Below are 21,050 nucleotides of genomic sequence, written 5' to 3'. Positions count from 1 at the left end.
GCGGGGGCCATCCGGGGCCGGCCGGATCGGCACAACCGACCCGCGGCGCACCCCTGCGGCGGCGCGCTGCGGCCCTATAAAAAGAAAACGGCCGGGGAAGCCCCGGCCGTCGTCCTGGATCCTATCGCGCCGCTATCAGAAGCGGTAGCGGAAGCTCACCTGAGCCGCCCAACGCGAGATGCCCTTCTCGTCGTAGATCTGCTCGGGATCCGGGGTGTTGAAGCGGTAGACGTACTTGCCGGTCGCCGGATCGACGCCGCCGTACTCGACCACGCCGCGCATGCCCGGGAACGCCACTTCTTCGACGCGGCCCCACTTCTTATTGAGCATGTTGCCGACGTTCATGATGTCGATGGCCAGCTCGGCCTTGTGGCCGGTCATGAAGCCCGGCAGTTCCTGCGCGATGTGCAGGTCGAACTGGTTGACCCACTTGCCGCGCACGTCGTTGCGCTTGGCGACCTGGCCCAGATGGCTGCGCAGGTACTCGTTGCCGTTGACGAAGTTCCAGAACGCCTGCTCTTCGGCCGGGTTGCGGAACAGCACGTCGCCCATGCTCTTGGGGATGTACAGCAGGTCGTTCAGACGGCCGTCGCCGTTGGCGTCGTTGTCGAACGCGTAGCTGTACGGACGGCCCGAGCGGCCTTCGTACACCAGCGAGACGATGGTGTTGTAGTCGCCGAAGAACGCGTGCTTCCAGTTGACGTTGGCGGTGAAGCGGTCGCGGATCTCGTAGGCCGAGCGCGCGGCGACTTCCTCGTTGGACTGGAACACGCCGACGTTGCCGAGCTGCGAGCTCGAGGTCGAGCTGGTCAGCGGGCTGACTTCGGTGGCGTGGGTGAAGGTGTAGGCGACGCCCCAGGCCCAGTCGCTGTTGTTGAACGGCTTGTTCAACGAAACGGTGAACTGCTGGCTCTCACCCTTGGAGGTGTTGCGGGCGATGATGGCGTCGTTGTAGGCCGTGGAGCGACCGGCGCGCGCGTTGGTACCGCTGCTGGCGCAGGACGGACCGCCGGCCAAGCCGGTTTCGCGCAAGCACGCGCTGCCATCCTGGTTCCAGCTCAGCGGGCTCAGGCCTGCGTTGTTCCAGTAGATGTTGCGGCCGTCCTGACCCACGCGCTGCACCGCGCCGAGGTTGAGCTGCTGGTAGTACAGGGCGTCGTTGACCTGGGTGACCACGCCTTCCACGGCGGCGACGATGCCGTACCACGGCAGTTCGGTATCGAACGCCAGGTTGGCCTTCCACACCGACGGCAGGCTCAGGTCCTTCTCGATGAAGTCGACCGACTGCTGGCCGCCGGTGCCCGGGTTGAACAGGCCCAGCTGGGCGTTCGGATCCGGGCTGAAGCGGGTGATGCCGTTGGTGAACAGGTAGTCGGTGTACGAAATGCCGTTATTGGAGTACGGGTTGGCCAGCCACACCGTCGGCGAACCGCCCTTGAACAGACCGATGCCGCCGCGCAGCTGGGTCGGACGCTCGCTGTCGAAGGTGTAGTTGAAGCCGAAGCGCGGCTGCCACAGGTCGCTGCCGTCGATGGTGTTGTCGTTGCGCACGCCGAACAGGTTCGACGCGGCCGCGTTGTAGACCGGCTTGTCGTCGACAATGGCCTTGTCGTAGCGCACGCCGAAGGTCAGGGTCAGGCGGTCGGTGAGCGCCCAGGTGTCCTGCGCGAACAGGCCGATGTTCTTCTGGGTGAAGCCGGCGGCCATGTTGTCCAGGTCGCCGCCGCGCGGGGCGAACAACTGGTAACGGCCCGAACGGCCGGCGCGGTAGTCGGCGATCGAATTGAAGGTGTACACGCCGTTGATGCGGCGGCCGAACAGGTTGTAGACCTCGTTCGACTCGTAGTCGGCGCCGAACTTGACGGTGTGCTCGCCCAGGAACAGGTTGCCGGCGAAGAAGCCGTTCCAGGTCTTGGTCTCGAGGATGTTGGCCTGGGTGTTCTCTTCGGTGCCGAAGTTCAGGGTGCTGCTGCCCACGCGCACGCCGATCGCCGGCAGGTCGAACTGCGGGTTGCGAACGGCCGAGTAGTCGCGGTAGGAGACCTTGGCTTCGGTGGAGAAGTTGTCGGTCCAGTCGCTGAACAACTGCGCGGTGTAGGTCTTGAACTCGAAGTCCTGCACGTAGTGGTACGTGCTCAGCGCCAGCGAGTTGCTGCCGAAGCCCTGCAGGAACGCGGTGCTCTGCTTGCTCTGCGCGTAGCGGAAATTGGCGCGGTGCTTATCGCTGATGTTCCAGTCGATCTTCAGGCCGTATTCCTCGCTCTTGGTGTCGAGCGACGGCAGCGACAGGCTACCCGGATCGAAGCCCCAGACGTTCTTGGAGATGTCGATGATCTCGGCGATCTGGGCCGGGGTGATGTTGACGATGTTGTTGGCGCCCGAGCCCGGAGGACCGAAGCTGGAGTTGCCGGTGAACAGTTCCTTGCCGGTGTACTTCTCGTAGTTGGCGAAGAAGAACAGCTTGTCCTTGATCAGCGGGCCGCCGAAGGTGCCGCCGTAGGTGCTCTCGCTGTCGAACAGCTGCGGACGCACGCCGGCGGAGTTCTTGCCCGACCAGTCGTTGTCGCGGTACACGCCGTAGACCGAGCCGTGGAATTCGTTGGTGCCCGACTTGGTGACGGCGTTGATCACGCCGCCCGTGCCGCCGGCGATGGTCACGTCGTAGTTGGCCACGTCGATGGAGACTTCGTCGATGACGTCCATCGAGAACGGCTGCTTCGGGGTCGGCAGGCCGTTGCCGCCGAGGCCGAAGGAGTCGTTGGTGCTGACGCCGTCGACGCGGATCACGTTGTAGCGCGGGTTCTGGCCGCCGACCGAGATCTCGTTGCGCGACTTGTCGGTCTGGACCACGCGCGGGTCGAGGCGGACGAAGTCCTGCAGGTTGCGGTTGATGGTCGGCATCTGCTCGAGCTGCTGGCGGGTGACCACCGAGCCGGCGCCCATCTTGTTGGCCGAGAACACTTCCGAGGTCGCCGCGGCGACCGCCTGGACGGCGCCCAGGGTGGTGACCGAGTTGTTCAGCGCGACATCGACGTTGTTGACCTTGTCCAGGTTGAGGTAGACCCCGTCCTGGCTGCCGGCGCCGGCGCCTTCCTTGTTGATGGTGACCGTGTACGGGCCGCCCACGCGCAGGCCGCGGGCGTTGTAGCGGCCGTCGGCGTCGGTGGTGGCGCGGCTGACGGTGCCCGATTCCGTGTGGGTGATCGTCACTTCGGCGTTGGCGACCGGCTGGCCGTCGGCGCCGAGGACACGGCCGGCGATACCGGCGGCGTTGCTCTGGGCGAAGACCGGAGCGGTGGCGAAGACGGCGAGCAGGCCAAGCGTGAGCTTGGACATGCGGACGCGGTTTTGATAGGTCATTACGATGGCCTCGGTACAGTGGAATGCGTGGCGGAGAAGGTCGGCGGGCGCGGCTTCGCGCCGCTGCCGGTCCAGACCTGCGTTATTGGCTAGCCCCTAGACCCGCGCGGCGCCGTGGCCGCCGGGGTTAACAGCAGTTTAACAGGCTAGGCAGGGTGTGTGACAGAGACGTGACCGGCATCAAGCCTTGTCACACGGTGACTGCGTCCACACCTGAACTGCCATGCAGCGCAAAGTTGTATAAGCCGCGCCCGGAGCCCTTGCCCATGCGGGTGCGAATGGGAGCCGGGCGACAGCGCCCGGGCACAACTACGCCACTCGAAATCGCGAACGGCCGCCCCGCCCTCGCCGGCCCGGGCCGGTGCGGGCATAACCGTTCGTCGGAACCGGCACGGCTCCCCGCCGCGCCTTCAAGCCCTCGCGAGCACCGCAGCGGGCTCGCGCCCCGCGCGCGGGGCCGGGATTACCGGCCGGCGCTCACGGCGGACCCGGCAGGTAGGCGCCGAGGCCGTCGAGAATCATCTGCACCGAGATCGCCACCAGCAGCATGCCCATCAGCCGCTCGATCGCGATCAGCGCGCGCCGGCCGAGCAGCTTGTAGAGGATGGTGGCCGAGAACAGGATCGCCGCGGTCGCGCCCCAGGCGATCATCAGCGCCAGGCTCCAGTCGCCCAGGCGCGATGGGTCGTTGCTGCCCATCAGCATCACCGCGGCCATGCCCGAAGGGCCGGCGACCAGCGGGATCGCCATCGGCACGATGAAGGGCTCGCCGTCGGGGATCTCGCCCATCAGCCCTTCCGGCGGCGGGAAGATCATGCGGATGCCGATCAGGAACAAGACGATGCCGCCGGCGATCGACACCGACTCCTGGCGCAGGTGCATCAGCTCCAGCGCGTACTTGCCTCCCCACAGGAACAGCATCAGCACGCCCAGCGCGATCAGCAGCTCGCGCGCGAGCACGATGCGCTGGCGCTTGGGCGGCAGCCCGCGCAGCAGGCTCAGGAACACCGGGATGTTGCCGAGCGGGTCGAGGATGATGAAGAGCAGCAGCGCGGCCGAGGCGATGGTCATGGCGCGGCCTCAGGCGTCCGGCGTCCAGACCGTGCCGCGATGCGCTGCGCCGTCCGCCGACAGCAGCGAAACGCAGGCCGCGGCATAGGCCGCCGGCTCGCGCGCGGAACGGTCGTTTTCTTCGACGTAGGCGCGCGCGCGCAGCGGCGTGCGCATCGGCCCCGGACGCAGGCCGGACACGCGCACGCTGGAATTGCCCAACTCGGCGTGCAGGATCCCGACCAGCGCGGCGAGCCCGTGCTGGGCCGCGCCGTAGCCGCCCCAGTACGCCTGGCCGACCCGCTTGGGATCGTCGAGGGCGAACACCAGCGCGGCGTCGCCGGCCTTGGCCAGCAGCGGCAGGCAGGCCTGCGACAGCCACCACGGCGCGGTCAGATTGATGTGCACGGCGCGCGCGAACGCGGCCGGGTCGGTCTGCATCAGCGGGGTCAGGCCGGGGAAATCGGCGGCGCAGTGCAGCACGCCGTCGAGGCGGCCGAGTTCGGATTCGATCCGCTGCGCCATCTCGGCGTAGTCGTCGGGCTGGGCGCCTTCCAGGTCGAGCGGGTACAGCAGCGGCTCGGGCCCGGCCTGGGCCGCCGCGTCGTAGACCCGGTTCAACTTCGGCACCTTGCGCCCGAGCAGGACCACGGTGGCGCCGGCCGCGGCGCAGGCCAGCGAGGCGGCCGAGCCGAGACCGCCGGCGGCACCGGTGACCAGCACCACCCGGCCGGCCAGCGCGCCGGCCTGGGAATCCCCGGAACGGGCGGCGGCCTGGGTCACTGCGACTGGGTCTCGCTGATCATGCGCGCCAGCTCGCCGGACTCGTACAGCTCCAGGGTGATGTCGCAACCGCCGATCAGCTCGCCGTGGATGAAGAGCTGCGGGAAGGTCGGCCAATTCGAATAGCGCGGCAGGTTGGCGCGGATTTCCGGATCTTCCAGCACGTTGACCGTGTGCAGCGAAGTGGCGCCCGCGGCCTTCAGCGCCTGCACCGCGCGGCTGGAAAAGCCGCACATCGGGAACTGCGCGGTGCCCTTCATGAACAACACGACCGGATGGGACTCGACCTCGGTCTGGATCCGTTCGATAACCGACATGGGTACTGCTCCTGACAAGGTTTGTTGCCGAGTTTGACGGTTCGGCAACCTTGGGTGGGGATAGAATATGAATTGTAAGCCTTCGCGGCGTCGCCGACGCGCCCGTCCTGGAACCGTTCGGTCCCGGAGCTGGAACGCCGGCCGCGGCGCCCTCCGCTAGCCAGCCCCCCTCGAACTCCAGGAGCCCGCCAATGGCCATCGAATTGCCTGCCCTGCCCTACGACCGTACCGCGCTGGAGCCGACCATCTCGGCCGAGACCATCGACTATCACTACGGCAAGCATCACAAGGCCTACGTCGACAACCTCAACAAGATGATCGAAGGCACCGAGTTCGCCTCGCTGTCGCTGGAAGAGATCATCAAGAAGTCGCAGGGCGGCATGTTCAACAACGCCGCCCAGATCTGGAACCACACCTTCTATTGGAACTGCCTGTCGCCCAAGGGCGGCGGCGAGCCGACCGGCAAGCTGGCCGAACTCATCAACAAGGCCTTCGGCGACTTCGCCAAGTTCAAGGAAGAGTTCACCAAGACCGCGGTCGGCACCTTCGGTTCGGGCTGGGGCTGGCTGGTGCAGCGTCCGGACGGTTCGCTGGCCCTGGTCAGCACGCCCAACGCCGCCACCCCGCTGACCGGCGAAGACACCGCGCTGCTGACCTGCGACGTGTGGGAACACGCCTACTACATCGACTACCGCAACGCCCGCCCGAAGTACGTCGAGGCGTTCTGGAACCTGGTCAACTGGGACTTCGTGGCGTCCAACCTCAAGTAAGCCGCCGCGTCGCCGCAACAGCGAAAACGGCCGGGGAAACCCGGCCGTTTTTCGTTATCGGCGAATCCCCCCACGCCTCCTGTAGGAGCGGCGCAAGCCGCGACCGCGACACCCCGCCAACGACGCCCCCCTCAAGCCGCACGAACCGCCAGCCCGCAACGCCCTCGGCTTGCAGCGCCACACCCCACGCGCGCAAGCTCATGCAGCCGCGCACCGCGGCCACTGGAACCCCGCCTCATGGCCTCGCCGATCGCCGCCACCGCACCCTACTGGCTTCCCGCGCTGTCGATGCTGCTGGTCTACCGCCGCATCCGCCGCAACTTCGGCGTGCAGCCGTGGCGACCGGTGCGCAGCGGCATCCGGCTCGGCATCCTGGCTTTGGTCGCGGCGTTGCTATGCGTCGCCGGCGCGGCGATGCCGCACCTCGCGCTCGGCCTGGGCGTCGGCGCCGCGCTGGGCGCGCTGCTCGGCCTGCTCGCGCTCAAGCACACCCACGTCGCCTGGCGCGACGGCCGGCGCACCTACACGCCGAACCCGTGGATCGGCGGCGCGCTGACCGTCCTGCTGCTCAGCCGCATGGCCTGGCGCTACACCCACGAAGGCTTCGCCGCGGCGCAGGCGCCGAGCGCGCTGACGATGGGCATGGCGGCGGTGTTGATCGGCTATTCGCTGGTCTACACGATCGGGCTGATGGTGCAGATGCGCCGGTTGGCGAGCGAACGCGTGGCTGAGACCGTCGCCGCCGCGACGCTGCCGGATCGAACCGACCCGAACTGAGCGGCGCCGTTGCCGCAGGCCCGCGACGACCGCGCCCGGATCAGCCGCGCCGCGTCGCCAACGAACACGCCGGCCCGCTGCCGCCGAAGCGCCAGCGATAGGTGAAGCCGAGCCAGCCCTGGCGCAGATCGCAAGCCAGGCGGTCGCCGACCGCGACCTCGCCGAACAGCGCCGGGTTCACCACCATGTCGACCTCGCGGCCGCTGGCACCGTCGCGCAAGCTCAGCACGTGCGCGTCCGAACGGCGGCTGGAGACGACCTGCTTGCGCAGCACCGGCCCAGCCAGATGCACCGGCCCGCGATCGCCGATCGCGTTGACTACCGTCAGATATGGCCAGGCCATCAGCAAACCCATCAGATAGACCAACACCGCGCCGCCCAGCACCCGCCACGCGCGCCGCTGGCGTTCGCGCAGCCAGCGCCAATAGCGGCCGACGAACGCCGTTACCGCCAGCAACCACGGCAACCACAGCCAGGTCGCGACCTGGGCGAAACCGTCGTTGAATTCGCCGTCCACGCACAGCATGCCGGCGACGCCGCCGACCATGAACGCCATGAAAGCGACGCCGCCCCAGCGCGCCAGCGGCGGCGCGCGATGCGGCCGCGTCAACCAGGTCGGCATCGCTCAGCGCAGGCGTTCGATCACCGGCTCAACCTGCTCCTCGCGCCCCAAGGCCGCACCGACCCGGCGCAAGGCCTCGGCGAGTTCGGCCGCGCTGTCGGTGCGCAAGGTCGCATGCCCGACCTTGCGCCCGTCGCGCGACGACTTGCCGTAGTCGTGCCAATGCCCGCCGGCTTCGGCCAGCACCGGCGCGGCGTCGGGCATCGCGCCGATCCAGTTGAGCATGCAGGCGTGGCCGAGCATGCGCGTGTCGCCCAGCGGCAGGCCGAGCACGGCGCGCAGATGGTTCTGGAACTGCGAGGTCTCGGCGCCTTCGATGGTCCAGTGGCCGGAGTTGTGCACGCGCGGGGCCAACTCGTTGGCCAGCAGCACGCCGTCGCGGCAGAACAGCTCCAGCGCGAACACGCCGACGTAGTCGAGCGCTTCGCCGAGCTTGCGCGCGTGCGCGACCGCGGTCGCGGCCAGCGCGGCGTCGGCATCGGCCGGCGCGAGGCTGGCCGAGAGCACGCCGTCGACGTGCCAGTTCTCGGTCAGCGGCCAAGCGCGGAACTCGCCGTCGCGGCCGCGCACGGCGACCACCGACAGCTCGCGCTCGAAGCGCACGAAGCCTTCCAGGATCAGGCCGACGGTCTCGGCCTGGGCGCCGAGCGCGGCCCAGGCGGCGTCGGCGTCGGCCGGGCTCTTGATCCGGAACTGGCCCTTGCCGTCGTAGCCCAGGCGGCGGGTCTTGAGGATGCACGGCGTGCCGATGGACTGCAGCGCGGCGTCGAGGCCGGCGCGCGAATCGATCGGCGCGAAATCGGGCACCGGGATGTCGAGTTCGCGGAACAGGGTCTTCTCGGCCAGCCGGTCCTGCGCCACGGCCAGCGCGCGCGGGCTCGGGAACACCGGCCGGCGCTCGGCCAGCCAGCGCGCCGATTCGGCCGGCACGTTCTCGAAATCGAAGGTGGCCACGTCGATCTTCGAGGCGAACTCGTCGAGCGCGGCCTGATCGGTGTAGTCGCCCACCACCATCGGCGCGAACTGGCCGGCGCAGGCGTCGGCGGTGTTGTCCAGGACCAGGAAACGCAGGCCCAGCGGCGCGCCCGACAGCGCCAGCATGCGGGCCAGCTGCCCGCCTCCGAGGATGCCGACGGTGGTCATTGGCGCGGGTCGTCGTTGGCCAGCACTTCGTCGGTCTGGCGCGCGCGGAACGCGCTCAGCGCCGCGCCGATGGCCGGGTATTCCGGCGCCAGCAGGGCGGCGGCGAACAGCGCGGCGTTGGCGGCGCCGGCGTTGCCGATGGCGAAGGTCGCCACCGGGATGCCGGCCGGCATCTGCACGATCGACAGCAAAGAATCCATGCCGTTGAGCGCCTTGGACTGCACCGGCACGCCCAGCACCGGCACCGCGGTCTTCGAAGCCAGCATGCCCGGCAGGTGGGCGGCGCCGCCGGCGCCGGCGACGATCGCGCGCAGGCCGCGGGCGGCCGCGCTTTCGGCGTACTGGAACAGCACGTCCGGGGTGCGGTGCGCGGACACCACCCGCACCTCGTGCGGCACGCCCAGCGCTTCGAGCTTGGCGGCGGCGTGCTGCATGGTCTCCCAGTCCGAGCGCGAGCCCATGACGATGCCCACGAGCGGGGCGGGAGATGCGGAGGCGGAACTCTGGGCTGGGGACATGGGACGTGCCTTGGCGCAAAGACGTATTCTAACGCCCTGTCCCGTCGTACCGGCACCAAACCGTATGGATCGCAAACTGCTCGACCTGCTCGTCTGCCCCACCACCCGGCAACCGCTGTTCCCGCTCGACGGCCGCGGGCTGCAGGCGCTGAACGCCGCCATCGCCCGCGGCGGCGTGGTCCGCGGCAGCGGCGACGCCCAGACCCAGGCGCTGCGCGAGGCGCTGGTCACCCGCGACCGCAAGACCGTCTACATCGTCGACGACGGCATCCCGCTGCTCGACGCCGAAAACGCCCTGGCCACCGCCCAGGTCGAGGGTTTCCCCGCCGCATGAACGCCGCCGCCCGCGACCTGACCCCGCCGCCGGCGGCCGAGATCGAAGCCGATGTCGCCGACGCCCTGGCCGAAGACCTCGGCAGCGGCGACGTCACCGCCGACCTGCTGCCCGACAGCGCCGACATCGCCTACCTGCTGTGCAAGCAAGACGCGGTGGTCTGCGGCCGGCCGTGGTTCGACGCCTGCCACCGCGCGCTCGACCCGCAGGTCGAGATCGACTGGAAGGTGGCCGAAGGTGACCGCGTCGCTGCGGGCACGGTGTTAGCCATCTTGCGGGGACGATCCCGCGCCTTGGTCAGCGCCGAGCGCGCCTCGCTGAATTTCCTGCAGACCCTGTCGGGCACCGCCACCGTCACCGCCCAGTACGTGGCCGCGGTGGCCGGCACCGGCACCAAGATCCTCGACACCCGCAAGACCCTGCCCGGCCTGCGCCTGGCGCAGAAGTACGCGGTGCGTTGCGGCGGCGGGGTCAACCACCGCATCGGCTTGTATGACGCGGTGATGCTCAAGGAAAACCACATCCGCGCCGCCGGCTCGCTGGTCGCGGCGATCCGCCACGCGCGCGAGCGCCATCCCGGCCTGCCGCTGATCGTCGAGGTCGAGACGCTGGCGCAATTGCGCGAGGCGCTGACTGAAGGCTGCGACCGCATCCTCATCGACGACTTCGACGCCGCCGACCGGCGCGAGGCGGTGCGGATCGCGCGCGCGACGCCGTTCGACGGGCGCATCCCGCTGGAAGTCTCCGGCGGCGTCGACTTCGACGGCCTGCGCGCGATCGCCGAAGACGGGGTGGACTGCATCTCCATCGGCGGGCTCACCAAACATGTGCGCGCCATCGATCTTTCGCTGAAACTCGGCCCGCCGCCGGCCTGATCCGGCGGGCCGTCCCCTTGCGTAGCGCCGCCTTCGCCGCCAAGAAACCGTCATGCCTACCTTGATCCTGCTGATGATCTTCGGCGCCGCCGCGTTCTCGTTCTGGAGCGCCGGCCGCGCCGCCGCCGAACGCGCCGAAGTGGTCGGCCGCGACGCCTGCCGCGCGGCCGGGGTGCAATGGCTCGACCAGAGCGTGCACGCGATCGGCCTGCGGGTGATCCGCCGCGAGAGCGGCTGGCTCGGTTTCGAGCGCACCTTCCGCTTCGACTACTCCATCGACGGCGAAGACCGCCACGTCGGCCGGCTGGTCCTGCGCGGCGACAAACTGGTGGCCTTCAGCGGCCCGGTGACGCGCGCGCCGGCGCAACTGCACTGAGCGGCACCGCGCTGCCGCGATAGCCCCCTGTAGGAGCGGCGCAAGCCGCGACCGCGACATCGCAACTACGGCGCGCCCAACTCGACGCGCGCATTCGACATGCGCCGCCCGCCACGTCGGCATCTCCGTCATCCCAACTGCCGTTGTTCCGGCGAAAGCCGGAATCCATTTCGCCATTGAGCTTGCGCGACGTACGCGGCCTGCAACGGCAAAATCGAAATGGGTTCCGGCTTTCGCTGGAATGACGGGTGATGGGATTACGGGATGCGAGGCGTTCGCCGCGCTCGTGGTGGCGCGGTCGCGGCTTGCGCCGCTCCTACAGGGAGCGGGCGTGGCTACGTTGTGCGTTGAGCTACGCGAGCGGCCTGCGACGGCGAAATCGAAATGGGTTCCGGCTTTCGCCGGAATGACGGGTGATGGGACTACGGGATGCGAAGCGTTCGCCGCATTCGCGGTGGCGCGGTCGCGGCTTGCGCCGCTCCTACAGGGAGCGGGCGCGGCGACGTTGTGCGCTTGGGGCGACGCGACAGGCGCCGGCGAGCCGGCGCCCGCGCGGCTTATTTGACGATGCGCAGGTGCCCGCCGCGACGCGGAGTCGGGGTCGGGCTGGGCGGACCGCCATCGTCGTCGCCTTCCGGCGAGGGGTCGCTGGGCACCGCGCTGAGCTGCGGCGGCGAGGCCGCCTCCGGCGTCTCGGCGTCGTCGTCGAGCGCGGCGTCCTCCAGGTTCGCGTCCTCCGGCAGGGCCATGCCCTGGCCGGTTTCGCGCGCGTAGATCGCCAACACCGCACCCACCGGCACCGAGACCGGATGGCTGACGCCGCCGAAGCGCGCGCTGAAGCGGATGAAGTCGTTGCCCATCTCCAGGTGCGACACGGCGCGCGCGGCGACGTTGAGCACGATCTTGCCGTCCTTGACCGCGTGCGCGGGCACCTGCACCGCCGGACGCGTGGCGTCCACCAGCAGGTGCGGGGTCATGCCGTTGTCGGCGATCCATTCGTACAGCGCCCGCAACAGGTAGGGGCGGTGGCTGGTCATCGTGATGCTGCTTTCGCTCATGCGCGCAGTTTAACGCCTGACGCGGCCCGGCCAAGGGCCGGCGGCGCATCGGTTGGGCGGTAGCGGCGAAGGCGCCGCATGCGGCACGGCCGCGCCGGCCCGCGCGGCGCCCCGGCGGCCGGCCTGACCCCGCGCGCGGCGCGTTCGCGCGCCGCGGCGGCGCCTCACATCGGCAGGTCGCGCAGCTTGCGCTCCTGGTCGGTCAGGCTGCGGGTGAAGCCGGGGTTGCGGAAGATCCGGTTGCCGTAGTCCTCGATCGCCTTGGCGTCCTTCGGCAGCGGCACGTCCAGCGACGGCAGGCGCCAGATGATCGGCGCCATCGCGCAATCGGCCAGGCTCATTTCCGGGTTCAGGAAGAACTTGCTGGCCTTGAACAGCGGCACCGAGGCGGTCAGCAGTTCCTTGAGCCGCTTGCGCGCGGCCTCGGCCTGGACCTTGTTGCCCATCTGGATGGCCTGCACCTGCGGCACCCAGTCGTGCTCCAGGCGCAGCATCGCCAGGCGCAGGCGCGCGCGGGAGAGCGGGTCGACCGGCATCAGCGGCGGATGCGGGTAGCGCTCGTCGAGGTACTCGCTGACCACGCTGGCCGCATACAGGACCAAGTCGCGCTCGACCAGGGTCGGCACCGAATGGTAGGGGTTGAGGTCGACCAGATCTTCCGGCGGGTTCTGCGGATCGACCGGGATCAAGTCGTAGGTAACGCCCTTGGCCGCCAGGACCAGACGCACGCGATGGCACAGCACGCAGTCGGTGGACGAGAACAGAGTCAACGCATTACGCATACGGGGGCTAGCCGCCATCATCGACCTCTCCAGCGACCGGAATCCGCCAGTCGCAAGACGCCCCCCACCCTGCGTGGAAGGTCGTCACGGCCTCGAGTCCGTTACCGGCTTTGCGCAGGTTGTCGGCTCGCCAGACCGTCAACCCTAACGGAAAACCCGCGCTTATGGCGCGGGTTTTCCAGGCGAACTCCGTCAATGTTCCACGTCGCGCCAGTACTCGGTCTTCAACAAATACGCGAGGAAGGTGAACAAGGCGAGGAACAGGATCACCCAAACGCCGAGGCTCTGGCGCTTGAGCGCCGCCGGTTCGCCGGCGTACTCGAGGAAAGCGGTGATGTCGCGGGTGGCGGTGCGGAAGCCGGCTTCGTCGAGCTTGCCGCGCTGCTCGATCTTCAGGCCGTGCACCGGGCGATCGCCGGTGGCCTTGTCCGGCTCGCCGTACTCGGCGTGCTGCAGGCCCTGCAGCTCCCACAGCGGGTTGGGCATGGACGCGTTCGGGAACAGCTTGTTGTTCCAGCCCAGCGGCCGCGACTCGTCCAGATAGAACTGGTTGAGGTAGGTGTAGACCCAGTCGCTGCCGCGCACGCGGGTGATCAGGCTCAGGTCCGGCGGCATCTTGCCGAACCACTGGTTGGCGTGTTCCGGGGTCAGGTTGACCAGGATCTGCTCGCCGTACTTGGCGCCGGTGAAGTTGAGGTTGTTCATCACCTCGTCTTCGGTCAGGCCCAGGTCTTCGGCCATGCGCGAATAGCGCAGGTACTTGAGCGAGTGGCAGCCCGAGCAGTAGTTCATGTACAGCTGGGCGCCGCGCTGCAGCGAGGCGCGATCGTTCAGGTCGGTGCCCGACTGCAACAGCGCGCCGCCGCCGGAGGCGTAGGCGGTGGCCGAGATGAGCAGGCCGGCGACGAAGGTGGCGAGCTTCTTCACGATGCGGGTCTTCCGGAGAGGCTGGCTTTTTGGAAAGTCCGCACATGGATGTGCGGGCTTTTGCAGATGGACCTGCGTAACCGTATTAGTCATGCATCGTCACCCTGTCCGGCACCGGCTTGGTCTTGTCGAGCTTGGTCCACAGCGGCATGGTGATGAAGAAAACGAAGTACAGGAAGGTCAGCACCCGGCCGATGATGGTCTCGACCGGATCGGTGCCGGGGCCGGCGCCGATCTTGCCCAGCCAGACGAAGCACACCGCCAGCACCGCCAGCATCAGCTTGCTGATCCAGCCGCGGTAGCGCACCGACTTGACCTTGCAGCGGTCCAGCCACGGCACCAGGAACAGGATCGCGATCGCCGCGAACATCACGATCACGCCGCCGAGCTTGTCCGGGATCACGCGCAACATCGCGTAGTACGGGGTGTAGTACCACACCGGCTTGATGTGCTCGGGCGTCACCAGGCGGTTGGCCTCGGTGAAGTTGTCGTGCTCCAGGAACCAGCCGCCCATCGCCGGAGCGAAGAAGATGATGAAGGCGGCCAGGATCAGGAAGAAACCGACGCCGACCAGATCCTTGACCGTGTAGTACGGATGGAACGGGATGGTGTCGACCGGCTTGTTCGCGTCCCAGCGGTTGCCCTTCGGGCCGTGCTTGGTGTCGACGCCGTCGGGGTTGTTGGAACCGACCTCGTGCAGCGCGCCCAGGTGCAGCACGACCAGCAGCAGCAGCACCAGCGGCAGCGCGATCACGTGCAGGGCGAAGAAGCGGTTGAGAGTGGCGTCGCCGGGCAGGTAGTCGCCCATGATCCACTCGGTCAGGCCGTTGCCGATCACCGGGATGGCGCCGAACAGCGAGATGATGACCTTGGCGCCCCAGAACGACATCTGGCCCCACGGCAGCACGTAGCCCATGAAGGCTTCGGCCATCAGCACCAGGTAGATCAGCATGCCCAGGATCCACACCAGCTCGCGCGGCTTCTGGTACGAGCCGTAGAGCAGGCCGCGGAACATGTGCAGGTACACCACGATGAAGAACAGCGAGGCGCCGGTGCTGTGCATGTAGCGGATCAGCCAGCCCCACTCCACGTCGCGCATGATGTATTCGACCGACGAGAACGCTTCGGCCGCGGACGGCTTGAAGTGCATCGTCAGGAAGATGCCGGTGACGATCTGGTTGACCAGCACCAGCAGCGCGAGCGAGCCGAAGTAGTACCAGATGTTGAAGTTCTTCGGCGCGTAGTACTCGGTCATGTGCTTGCGGTACGCCGGCATCATGCCGGGAGCGCGCGCGGTGACCCAGTCGAACACGTTGTTGGCGGTACGCGTCAGGATATTGGCCATGGCTTATGCCCCCTTCGCCGGATCGACGCCGATCACGATCGTGTTGTCGTTCTCGTAGTGGTGCGGAGGCACCAGCAGGTTGATCGGCGCGGGCACGCCCTGGAACACGCGGCCGGCCATGTCGAAGCGCGACTTGTGGCAGGGGCAGAAATAGCCGCCCTTCCATTCCGGATCGAACGGTTCGGGGCGGATCTCGGCCTTCATTTCCGGCGAGCAGCCCAGGTGCGTGCACAGGCCGACCAGGACCGAGATGTCCGGCTTGATCGAGCGCAGCTCGCCGGTGATGTAGGCCGGCTGCTGGTCCTTGTTGTCGGACTTGGGATCGCGCAGATGGCCGTCGAGGGTCGGCAGCGCATCGAGGATGGCCTTGGACCGCTTGACGATCCAGATCGGCTGGCCGCGCCACTCCAGAATCAGGCGTTGGCCTTCGGCCAGCCCGGTGATGTCCGCCGTCACCGGCGCGCCGGCGAGCTTGGCGCGGGCGCTGGGGTTCCAGGACTTGATGAAAGGCACTGCCGCAAAACCGGCTCCGACCGCCCCGACCACCGCGGTGGTGGCGGTGAGGAACCGACGTCGGCCCGTGTTGATAGGATCGTGGACCCCTTGGTTGGCCATCCGGCACTCCGCGAAAGCTTCAATTCGAGGGTAACGCCGCACAACCTGAAACCGATGGCTAGAAACCAAACTCAACCACTGGCGAAAGGCTGGCGGCTCAAAAGACGGGGAAGTGTAGCGGAACCGTTAAGGGCGCGACAATCCGCGCTCTTGCAAAACCGCGACGAGTCTCGCCCGGACGCGACGGCGCGCACAAGCCCCGGATTCGCAAGGCATTGGCCGCGCGCGCCGATGCGCGGCGCGGCGCCGGAGCGGGCCCGACGGCGGCGTTCGCGGCGCAGTTGCGCGGCGGCGGCTTTGCGCGCGGTGCCGCCGCGGCTGATCGGATCGGCGCGCCGGCCTTGCCGCTCGCGTCGGTTCGCACAAGGGCGTTCAGGCGGATCGGCGCGCCAGGCCCACGCGGGCGCGCGCCGGCGACGGGCTCAGCGCTGCACCACGGTCGCGGCGCGGTAACGCTGGGCCAGCACCGCCACGCGCTGCACGTAACGCTGGGTCTCGGCGTAAGGCGGCACGCCTTTGTACTTGTCGACAGCGCCCTCGCCGGCGTTGTAGCCGGCCGCGGCCAGGGTCAGGTCGCCGTTGAAGCGCTTGAGCAGCCAGGCCAGGTATTGCACCCCACCCTGGATGTTCTGGCTGGCGTCGAAGGCGTTGCCGACCCCGAACCGGCGCGCGGTCGCCGGCATCAGCTGCATCAGCCCCTGCGCGCCCACCCGCGACAGCGCGGTGGGGTTGTAGGCCGATTCGGCGTGGATGATCGCGCGCACGATCGCCTCTTCGACCCCGTGCTGGCGCGCGGCCGCGGCGATCTCGCTGGCGTAGGCCACGGTGTTGAGCCGCAGGGTGCCGAAGTTGACGCCCGGCTGGGCGGCGCAGGCGAAGCAGGTCTCGATGAAGCTGTAGCGGATGGTGCGCACCTGGGTGGCGCTGGCCAGCCCCTTGGGCCGCTTGCTGACGTAGTGCCGGACCCCGTCCTGGACATAGGAATAGATCTCGCCCTGGACCAGCCGGGTCGGCGGCCGGGCCGGCGCCACCGGGACCACCGGCGCGGGCGCCGGGACCGGGGCGGCCGCAGCCGCCGGAGCCGCGGCCGCGGCATTGAGCCCGCCGGCGGCCAGCGCCGCGGCGGCGCCGCTGTAGGTGGCCGGCGGGTTGCTGTGGGCCGAGGCCGGGATCGAGGCGTCGCCGCCGGCGCTGACCGCGCCCATCGCCGGCTTGGGCGGGGCGTAGGACACCGGGACCGGGTCGCGCGCGCGGCTGGACTTATTGGTGTACTGGCTGACGACCGTGCAGGTCGCGCCCTTGACCTTCTTGCTGACGTAGCTGCGCTCGCCGTTGGGGCCGTCGCAGCGCCAAAGCGTGCCGGCCGCCGCCGGCGCGAACGCCAGCAACCCCACTATCCCCAGCAGCAGCGAGCTCCCCCTCATCGGCGGCAGTGTCCCCTGCCGCGGCGGGACTGCCAAGTGGTTGATCGCAAAACGTGACCGAGGCCGCGGCTCGGGCCAAGGCCTGCCCCGCCCCCCCTGCATCGGGCGGTCGGCGGGGCTGCCAGCGACGCGGCTCCCCGCCCGGCCCGCGGCCGCGCTCGTTTCCCCCGCCGGTTCCGGGGATAATGCGCGGTTCCACTCCTCCGGCGCGGAATAACCGCCGCCCTCCCCGGACCCGCACATGACCGACCTGCACCCCCTGCCCGCCTTGCCGGGCGTCGCCCCGCCGTCCAAGCCGGGCGCCAAGAAGCTCTTCATCGAGACCCACGGTTGCCAGATGAACGAGTACGACTCGGCCAAGATGGCCGACGTGCTCGCCGCCAGCGACGGCCTCGAACTGACCCACGACGCCGCCGAGGCCGACGTCATCCTGATCAACACCTGCTCGATCCGCGAGAAAGCACAGGAAAAGGTGTTCAGCCAGCTCGGCCGCTGGAAGCAGCACAAGCAGGGCGAGCGCCAGGTCATCATCGGCGTCGGCGGCTGCGTCGCCTCGCAGGAAGGCGCCGCGATCGTCAAGCGCGCCCCGTACGTGGACCTGGTGTTCGGCCCGCAGACCCTGCACCGCCTGCCCGAGCTGATCCGCGCCAAGCGCGAGACCGGGCTGCCGCAGGTCGACATCAGCTTCCCCGAGATCGAGAAGTTCGACCGCCTGCCCGAGCCGCGCGCAGAAGGCCCGAGCGCGTTCGTCTCGATCATGGAAGGCTGCTCGAAGTACTGCTCGTTCTGCGTGGTGCCCTACACCCGCGGCGAGGAAGTCAGCCGGCCGTTCGAGGACGTGCTGGTGGAAGTCGCGCAACTGGCCGGACAGGGCGTGCGCGAGATCAATCTGCTCGGCCAGAACGTCAACGCCTATCGCGGCCCGATGGCCAGCGAAGACGGCGCCGCCGCGGGCGAAGTCGCCGATCTGGGCCTGTTGATCCGCACCATCGCCGAAATCGACGGCGTCGACCGCATCCGCTTCACCACCTCGCATCCGCTCGAATTCAGCGACTCGCTGGTCGAGGCCTATCGCGATGTCCCGCAGTTGGCCAACTACCTGCACCTGCCGGTGCAGGCCGGCAGCGACCGCATCCTCTCGGCGATGAAGCGCGGCTACACCGCGCTGGAGTTCAAGCAGAAGATCCGCAAGCTGCGCGCGGTGCGTCCGGACATCTCGATCTCCTCGGACTTCATCGTCGGCTTCCCCGGCGAGACCGAGGCCGATTTCGACAAGACCATGAAGCTGATCGAGGACGTCGGCTTCGACCAGTCGTTCTCCTTCATCTATTCGCGCCGCCCCGGCACGCCCGCCGCCGACCTGGAAGACACCGTCACCAGCGAGGAAAAGCACGCGCGCCTGTCGCGCCTGCAGGCTTTGATCAACGCCAATGCGGCGAAGATCTCGCAGAGCATGGTCGGCAGCGTGCAGCGGGTGCTGGTGGAAGGCCCCTCGCGCAAGAACCCCAACGAGCTCACCGGCAAGACCGAGAACATGCGCTCGGTGAACTTCCCGGCGCCGGCGCGGCTGGTCGGCCGCTTCGTCGATGTGGTCATCACCGAAGCGCTGTCCAATTCGCTGCGCGGGCGGGTACAGTTGGGCGACGACGACCAAGCCGCCGCCTGAGCGGCCGGAGCCCGCACCCCGCATGGACCGCGACTTCAGCATCCGCGAAATCGGACCCGAAGAGTTCGAACGGGCCTGGCCGATCTTCCGCGAAGTGCTCGCGCGCGGGGAAAGCTACAACTACGCCGCCGACCTGAGCCTGGACGGCGCGCGCGCGATGTGGACCAGCCCGCCCTACCGCATGTTCCTGGCCGAAGCCGACGGCGGCGAAGTCCTGGGCTGCTACAAGCTCGGCCCCAACCAGCGCGGCCGCGGCGACCACGTCGCCAACGCCAGCTACATGGTCGCCGAGAGCGCCTGGGGCCAGGGCGTGGGCACGGCGCTGTGCGAACACTCGCTGGGGCAGGCGCGCAAGGCCGGGTTCCTGGCGATGCAGTTCAACTACGTGGTCAGCACCAACACCGCCGCGGTGCACCTGTGGAACAAGCACGGCTTCGCCATCGTCGGCCGCGTGCCGGAGGCGTTCCGGCATCCGACGCTGGGTTTGGTGGATATCTACGTGATGCATCGGATGTTGTGAGTGCGCGGCAAGCGCGCTCGATCCGAATCGCACTGAAAGCCGCGCCCGATCCGATCGCCGCTTCGCCACGAACGCCCCCTGTAGGAGCGGCGCAAGCCGCGACCGCGCCAACGCAACAACGACGCCATCCACCTACCCGTCATTCCGGCGAAAGCCGGAACCCATTTTGATTTTCGCTGTTGCGAGCGCCGGCGATAACGGCGGCAAAAGCAAAGTCGAAATGGGTTCCGGCTTTCGCCGGAATGACGGGAAATCGGGGATGACGCGGAAATCGGACTGACGGAGAAACCGGGCCGAGGCAAAAAACAAAGCGAAGGAGAAGACGGATGTGCGACGCGGCGCCGCGCAGCGGACGCATCGCCGCAACCACAACGCCCCGTCCCCCTTACGCCATGAACCCCAGATCCCGCGCCGCGAAATTGCGCAGGTTCGGGAAGATCAGATCCAGGTCCGCATCGGCGACGCCGAACCAGCGCGCCAGCGTCGCCGCGTACTGATCCACCGCCGTAGTCGGAATGATCTGCCCCCAACCGGCATCGTCGTCGCCGCCGTTGACCAGCGCCGGCATGCGCCCGAACAAGCGTCCGCCGCGCACCGCGTCGCCGACGATGAAATGGTGGCCGCCCCAGCCGTGGTCGGAGCCGTCGCCGTTGGACGACAGCGTGCGGCCGAAGTCCGAGGCGGTGAACGCAGTCACCTGGTCCGCCACGCCCAGCTCCACGGTCGCGGCGTGGAACGCGGTCAGTGCCTGCGATAAGCGCGCCAGCAGCGCCGGCTGCTCGCTGAGCAAGCGGTCGTGATGATCGAACCCGCCCATCGAGACGAAGAACACCTGGCGTTTGAGCCCCAGCACCTGCCGCACCTTGATCATGCGCGCGACCATGCGCAACTGCGCGGCGAGGTCGCTGTCGGGAAACACGGTCTGCAGATCGCTGGACGAATCCAGCGCCGTGCCGACCGCGTCGGCGTTCTCGCGCGCGCGCCGGAACGCGTTGGCGTAGCTGCGTCCGAACATATGCGCTTGCTGGTTCGGCGCCATCAGCGCGAGGAAGGCGCGGCGGCTGTCTTCGTCCCATTCGAAGCGGCTGAAATGGCGCGGCCCGTCGTTGCCGATCACGTACTGCCCGCCGCTCGCCGCGCGCTGCAGGATGCTCTCGAAATTCAACGACACCGACATCGGAATGAACGCATCGGGATTGGCGTCGTGGAGCAAGTCGCAAATCCGCCCCGCCCAGCCCAGGTTGCGGCCGTCGTCGCTGCGCGAGACCTGCCAGTACTGCTGCTGATCGTTGTGCGAGAACAGCTGCGGCGGCAGTTCCACCGCGTGATTGCCGTAATCGGCCTTGCTGACCGGCCGCACCAGGGTGCCGACATTGCCCAGCAACGCCGCATGGCCGCCGTTGAACAGCCCTTGCAGCCCGGCCATGCCGATCGCGTCGCCCTCGCTGGTGGACATCTGCAAGCCGTAGTCGGCGCCGTCGGACGCGCCGCCGCCGGGCAGCGCGTTGAGCGGCAGCAACGACGCCTGCGGCACCGCCAGGGTGGCGCGCGCCTGAGCGTATTGCCGGTAATGCGCGTCGTCGCGCGGCACCAGCATGTTCAGCGAATCGTTGCCGCCGAACAGGAACACGCACACCAAGGCCTTGTAGTCGCCGAAGCTGGCCGGCCCGTAGGCGCGCGCGGCGGCTTCGACCAGCCGCAGATTGCCCAGCGCCGAGTACAGCCCGGCCCCGCCGAGCGCGGTGACGATGGAATTGCGCAGGAAGTCGCGACGTTTCATGGCTGCGG

Annotated in this window: 22 protein-coding genes; 7 read left to right on the top strand and 15 right to left on the bottom strand. The window is 68.6% G+C overall.

What is annotated here, in order from left to right:
* Positions 1-135 precede the first annotated feature (135 nt).
* From BLU84_RS22540 to grxD, 4 genes are all read right to left on the bottom strand, one after another.
* Positions 136-3,336: a TonB-dependent receptor gene (locus BLU84_RS22540; RefSeq protein WP_425479437.1), complete on the bottom strand. Its 3,201-nt coding sequence runs from the start codon at positions 3,334-3,336 to the stop codon at positions 136-138.
* A gap of 501 nt (positions 3,337-3,837) precedes the next feature.
* On the bottom strand, positions 3,838-4,431 hold the full coding sequence (locus BLU84_RS22535; RefSeq protein ID WP_074872405.1) for a YhgN family NAAT transporter: 594 nt from the start codon (positions 4,429-4,431) through the stop codon (positions 3,838-3,840).
* 9 nt (positions 4,432-4,440) lie between these two features.
* On the bottom strand, positions 4,441-5,193 hold the full coding sequence (locus BLU84_RS27875) for an SDR family NAD(P)-dependent oxidoreductase (RefSeq protein WP_074872403.1): 753 nt from the start codon (positions 5,191-5,193) through the stop codon (positions 4,441-4,443).
* Positions 5,190-5,510: a Grx4 family monothiol glutaredoxin gene (grxD, locus tag BLU84_RS27870; protein WP_074872401.1), complete on the bottom strand. Its 321-nt coding sequence runs from the start codon at positions 5,508-5,510 to the stop codon at positions 5,190-5,192. The genes BLU84_RS27875 and grxD overlap by 4 nt, the downstream gene beginning before the upstream one ends.
* A 191-nt stretch (positions 5,511-5,701) precedes the next feature.
* On the opposite strand from grxD, the gene BLU84_RS22520 reads away from it, so the two are divergent.
* A complete protein-coding gene (locus BLU84_RS22520; protein WP_057948399.1) occupies positions 5,702-6,280 on the top strand; it encodes a superoxide dismutase in 579 nt (192 codons plus the stop codon).
* Between the two features lie 237 nt (positions 6,281-6,517).
* On the top strand, positions 6,518-7,057 hold the full coding sequence (locus BLU84_RS22515) for a CcdC protein domain-containing protein (protein WP_074872398.1): 540 nt from the start codon (positions 6,518-6,520) through the stop codon (positions 7,055-7,057).
* A gap of 40 nt (positions 7,058-7,097) precedes the next feature.
* Here BLU84_RS22515 and BLU84_RS22510 read toward each other — a convergent pair whose 3' ends face one another.
* The 3 genes from BLU84_RS22510 to purE are packed head-to-tail and all read right to left on the bottom strand — an operon-like array spanning position 7,098 to position 9,340.
* The gene (locus tag BLU84_RS22510; RefSeq protein WP_074872396.1) at positions 7,098-7,679 is read right to left on the bottom strand and encodes a hypothetical protein; all 582 of its coding nucleotides are present in this window, start codon (positions 7,677-7,679) and stop codon (positions 7,098-7,100) included.
* A 3-nt stretch (positions 7,680-7,682) separates the two neighbouring features.
* Positions 7,683-8,822, bottom strand: a complete 1,140-nt coding sequence (locus tag BLU84_RS22505) for a 5-(carboxyamino)imidazole ribonucleotide synthase (RefSeq protein WP_074872393.1) — start codon at positions 8,820-8,822, stop codon at positions 7,683-7,685.
* Positions 8,819-9,340: a 5-(carboxyamino)imidazole ribonucleotide mutase gene (purE, locus tag BLU84_RS22500; RefSeq protein ID WP_074872391.1), complete on the bottom strand. Its 522-nt coding sequence runs from the start codon at positions 9,338-9,340 to the stop codon at positions 8,819-8,821. Before purE ends, BLU84_RS22505 begins: the two co-directional genes overlap by 4 nt.
* Before the next feature lie 64 nt (positions 9,341-9,404).
* Between purE and BLU84_RS22495 the strand changes: the two genes are divergently transcribed.
* Genes BLU84_RS22495 through BLU84_RS22485 form a run of 3 tightly spaced genes read left to right on the top strand, consistent with a single transcriptional unit; the run spans position 9,405 to position 10,925 of the window.
* The gene (locus BLU84_RS22495) at positions 9,405-9,674 is read left to right on the top strand and encodes a Trm112 family protein (RefSeq protein ID WP_074872389.1); all 270 of its coding nucleotides are present in this window, start codon (positions 9,405-9,407) and stop codon (positions 9,672-9,674) included.
* Complete coding sequence (nadC, locus tag BLU84_RS22490; RefSeq protein ID WP_074872387.1) at positions 9,671-10,549, top strand: carboxylating nicotinate-nucleotide diphosphorylase; 879 nt, start codon at positions 9,671-9,673, stop codon at positions 10,547-10,549. Before BLU84_RS22495 ends, nadC begins: the two co-directional genes overlap by 4 nt.
* A gap of 52 nt (positions 10,550-10,601) precedes the next feature.
* Positions 10,602-10,925, top strand: a complete 324-nt coding sequence (locus BLU84_RS22485) for a DUF3301 domain-containing protein (protein ID WP_074872385.1) — start codon at positions 10,602-10,604, stop codon at positions 10,923-10,925.
* Between the two features lie 557 nt (positions 10,926-11,482).
* Here BLU84_RS22485 and BLU84_RS22480 read toward each other — a convergent pair.
* The 6 genes from BLU84_RS22480 to BLU84_RS22455 all read right to left on the bottom strand — a co-directional run bounded on the left by BLU84_RS22480 (position 11,483) and on the right by BLU84_RS22455 (position 17,076).
* Entirely contained in the window at positions 11,483-11,983 is a 501-nt protein-coding gene (locus tag BLU84_RS22480; RefSeq protein WP_074872383.1) for a ClpXP protease specificity-enhancing factor, read from the bottom strand.
* Between the two features lie 164 nt (positions 11,984-12,147).
* Positions 12,148-12,783 carry a glutathione S-transferase N-terminal domain-containing protein gene (locus BLU84_RS22475; protein WP_074872505.1) on the bottom strand — a complete coding sequence of 212 codons (636 nt, stop codon included), beginning with the start codon at positions 12,781-12,783 and terminating at the stop codon, positions 12,148-12,150.
* 174 nt (positions 12,784-12,957) lie between these two features.
* Positions 12,958-13,695, bottom strand: a complete 738-nt coding sequence (locus BLU84_RS22470; protein ID WP_074872502.1) for a cytochrome c1 — start codon at positions 13,693-13,695, stop codon at positions 12,958-12,960.
* Between the two features lie 82 nt (positions 13,696-13,777).
* The gene (locus BLU84_RS22465) at positions 13,778-15,037 is read right to left on the bottom strand and encodes a cytochrome b (protein WP_074872380.1); all 1,260 of its coding nucleotides are present in this window, start codon (positions 15,035-15,037) and stop codon (positions 13,778-13,780) included.
* Between the two features lie 3 nt (positions 15,038-15,040).
* Complete coding sequence (gene petA / locus BLU84_RS22460; protein WP_074872378.1) at positions 15,041-15,652, bottom strand: ubiquinol-cytochrome c reductase iron-sulfur subunit; 612 nt, start codon at positions 15,650-15,652, stop codon at positions 15,041-15,043.
* A gap of 422 nt (positions 15,653-16,074) precedes the next feature.
* On the bottom strand, positions 16,075-17,076 hold the full coding sequence (locus BLU84_RS22455; protein ID WP_074872376.1) for a lytic transglycosylase domain-containing protein: 1,002 nt from the start codon (positions 17,074-17,076) through the stop codon (positions 16,075-16,077).
* 241 nt (positions 17,077-17,317) lie between these two features.
* Between BLU84_RS22455 and miaB the strand changes: the two genes are divergently transcribed.
* Both miaB and BLU84_RS22445 read left to right on the top strand, forming a co-directional pair.
* Positions 17,318-18,742: a tRNA (N6-isopentenyl adenosine(37)-C2)-methylthiotransferase MiaB gene (gene miaB, locus BLU84_RS22450; RefSeq protein ID WP_074872374.1), complete on the top strand. Its 1,425-nt coding sequence runs from the start codon at positions 17,318-17,320 to the stop codon at positions 18,740-18,742.
* A gap of 22 nt (positions 18,743-18,764) precedes the next feature.
* The gene (locus BLU84_RS22445) at positions 18,765-19,262 is read left to right on the top strand and encodes a GNAT family N-acetyltransferase (protein ID WP_074872372.1); all 498 of its coding nucleotides are present in this window, start codon (positions 18,765-18,767) and stop codon (positions 19,260-19,262) included.
* A 139-nt stretch (positions 19,263-19,401) separates the two neighbouring features.
* Here the strand turns inward: BLU84_RS22445 and BLU84_RS26805 are convergent, their stop codons facing one another.
* Positions 19,402-19,620: a hypothetical protein gene (locus tag BLU84_RS26805; protein ID WP_139175197.1), complete on the bottom strand. Its 219-nt coding sequence runs from the start codon at positions 19,618-19,620 to the stop codon at positions 19,402-19,404.
* A gap of 27 nt (positions 19,621-19,647) precedes the next feature.
* Positions 19,648-21,042 (bottom strand): DUF1501 domain-containing protein, encoded by a 1,395-nt coding sequence (locus tag BLU84_RS22440; RefSeq protein ID WP_074872369.1) that lies wholly within the window; start codon positions 21,040-21,042, stop codon positions 19,648-19,650.
* Positions 21,043-21,050: the final 8 nt, after the last annotated feature.

This window comes from Lysobacter enzymogenes (assembly GCF_900106525.1).
Classification (GTDB): Bacteria; Pseudomonadota; Gammaproteobacteria; order Xanthomonadales; family Xanthomonadaceae; genus Lysobacter; species Lysobacter enzymogenes.
This window is presented reverse-complemented; position numbering and strand designations above follow the sequence as displayed.

Bases quoted from the DNA above. Each gene is read 5' to 3' on its own strand.
- BLU84_RS22540 (WP_425479437.1), bottom strand. From the start codon at position 3,336: ATGTCCAAGCTCACGCTTGGCCTGCTCGCCGTCTTCGCCACCGCTCCG.
- BLU84_RS22535 (WP_074872405.1), bottom strand. From the start codon at position 4,431: ATGACCATCGCCTCGGCCGCGCTGCTGCTCTTCATCATCCTCGACCCG.
- grxD (WP_074872401.1), bottom strand. From the start codon at position 5,510: ATGTCGGTTATCGAACGGATCCAGACCGAGGTCGAGTCCCATCCGGTC.
- BLU84_RS22520 (WP_057948399.1), top strand. From the start codon at position 5,702: ATGGCCATCGAATTGCCTGCCCTGCCCTACGACCGTACCGCGCTGGAG.
- BLU84_RS22515 (WP_074872398.1), top strand. From the start codon at position 6,518: ATGGCCTCGCCGATCGCCGCCACCGCACCCTACTGGCTTCCCGCGCTG.
- BLU84_RS22510 (WP_074872396.1), bottom strand. From the start codon at position 7,679: ATGCCGACCTGGTTGACGCGGCCGCATCGCGCGCCGCCGCTGGCGCGC.
- BLU84_RS22505 (WP_074872393.1), bottom strand. From the start codon at position 8,822: ATGACCACCGTCGGCATCCTCGGAGGCGGGCAGCTGGCCCGCATGCTG.
- purE (WP_074872391.1), bottom strand. From the start codon at position 9,340: ATGTCCCCAGCCCAGAGTTCCGCCTCCGCATCTCCCGCCCCGCTCGTG.
- BLU84_RS22495 (WP_074872389.1), top strand. From the start codon at position 9,405: ATGGATCGCAAACTGCTCGACCTGCTCGTCTGCCCCACCACCCGGCAA.
- nadC (WP_074872387.1), top strand. From the start codon at position 9,671: ATGAACGCCGCCGCCCGCGACCTGACCCCGCCGCCGGCGGCCGAGATC.
- BLU84_RS22485 (WP_074872385.1), top strand. From the start codon at position 10,602: ATGCCTACCTTGATCCTGCTGATGATCTTCGGCGCCGCCGCGTTCTCG.
- BLU84_RS22480 (WP_074872383.1), bottom strand. From the start codon at position 11,983: ATGAGCGAAAGCAGCATCACGATGACCAGCCACCGCCCCTACCTGTTG.
- BLU84_RS22475 (WP_074872505.1), bottom strand. From the start codon at position 12,783: ATGGCGGCTAGCCCCCGTATGCGTAATGCGTTGACTCTGTTCTCGTCC.
- BLU84_RS22465 (WP_074872380.1), bottom strand. From the start codon at position 15,037: ATGGCCAATATCCTGACGCGTACCGCCAACAACGTGTTCGACTGGGTC.
- petA (WP_074872378.1), bottom strand. From the start codon at position 15,652: ATGGCCAACCAAGGGGTCCACGATCCTATCAACACGGGCCGACGTCGG.
- BLU84_RS22455 (WP_074872376.1), bottom strand. From the start codon at position 17,076: ATGAGGGGGAGCTCGCTGCTGCTGGGGATAGTGGGGTTGCTGGCGTTC.
- miaB (WP_074872374.1), top strand. From the start codon at position 17,318: ATGACCGACCTGCACCCCCTGCCCGCCTTGCCGGGCGTCGCCCCGCCG.
- BLU84_RS22445 (WP_074872372.1), top strand. From the start codon at position 18,765: ATGGACCGCGACTTCAGCATCCGCGAAATCGGACCCGAAGAGTTCGAA.
- BLU84_RS26805 (WP_139175197.1), bottom strand. From the start codon at position 19,620: ATGCGTCCGCTGCGCGGCGCCGCGTCGCACATCCGTCTTCTCCTTCGC.
- BLU84_RS22440 (WP_074872369.1), bottom strand. From the start codon at position 21,042: ATGAAACGTCGCGACTTCCTGCGCAATTCCATCGTCACCGCGCTCGGC.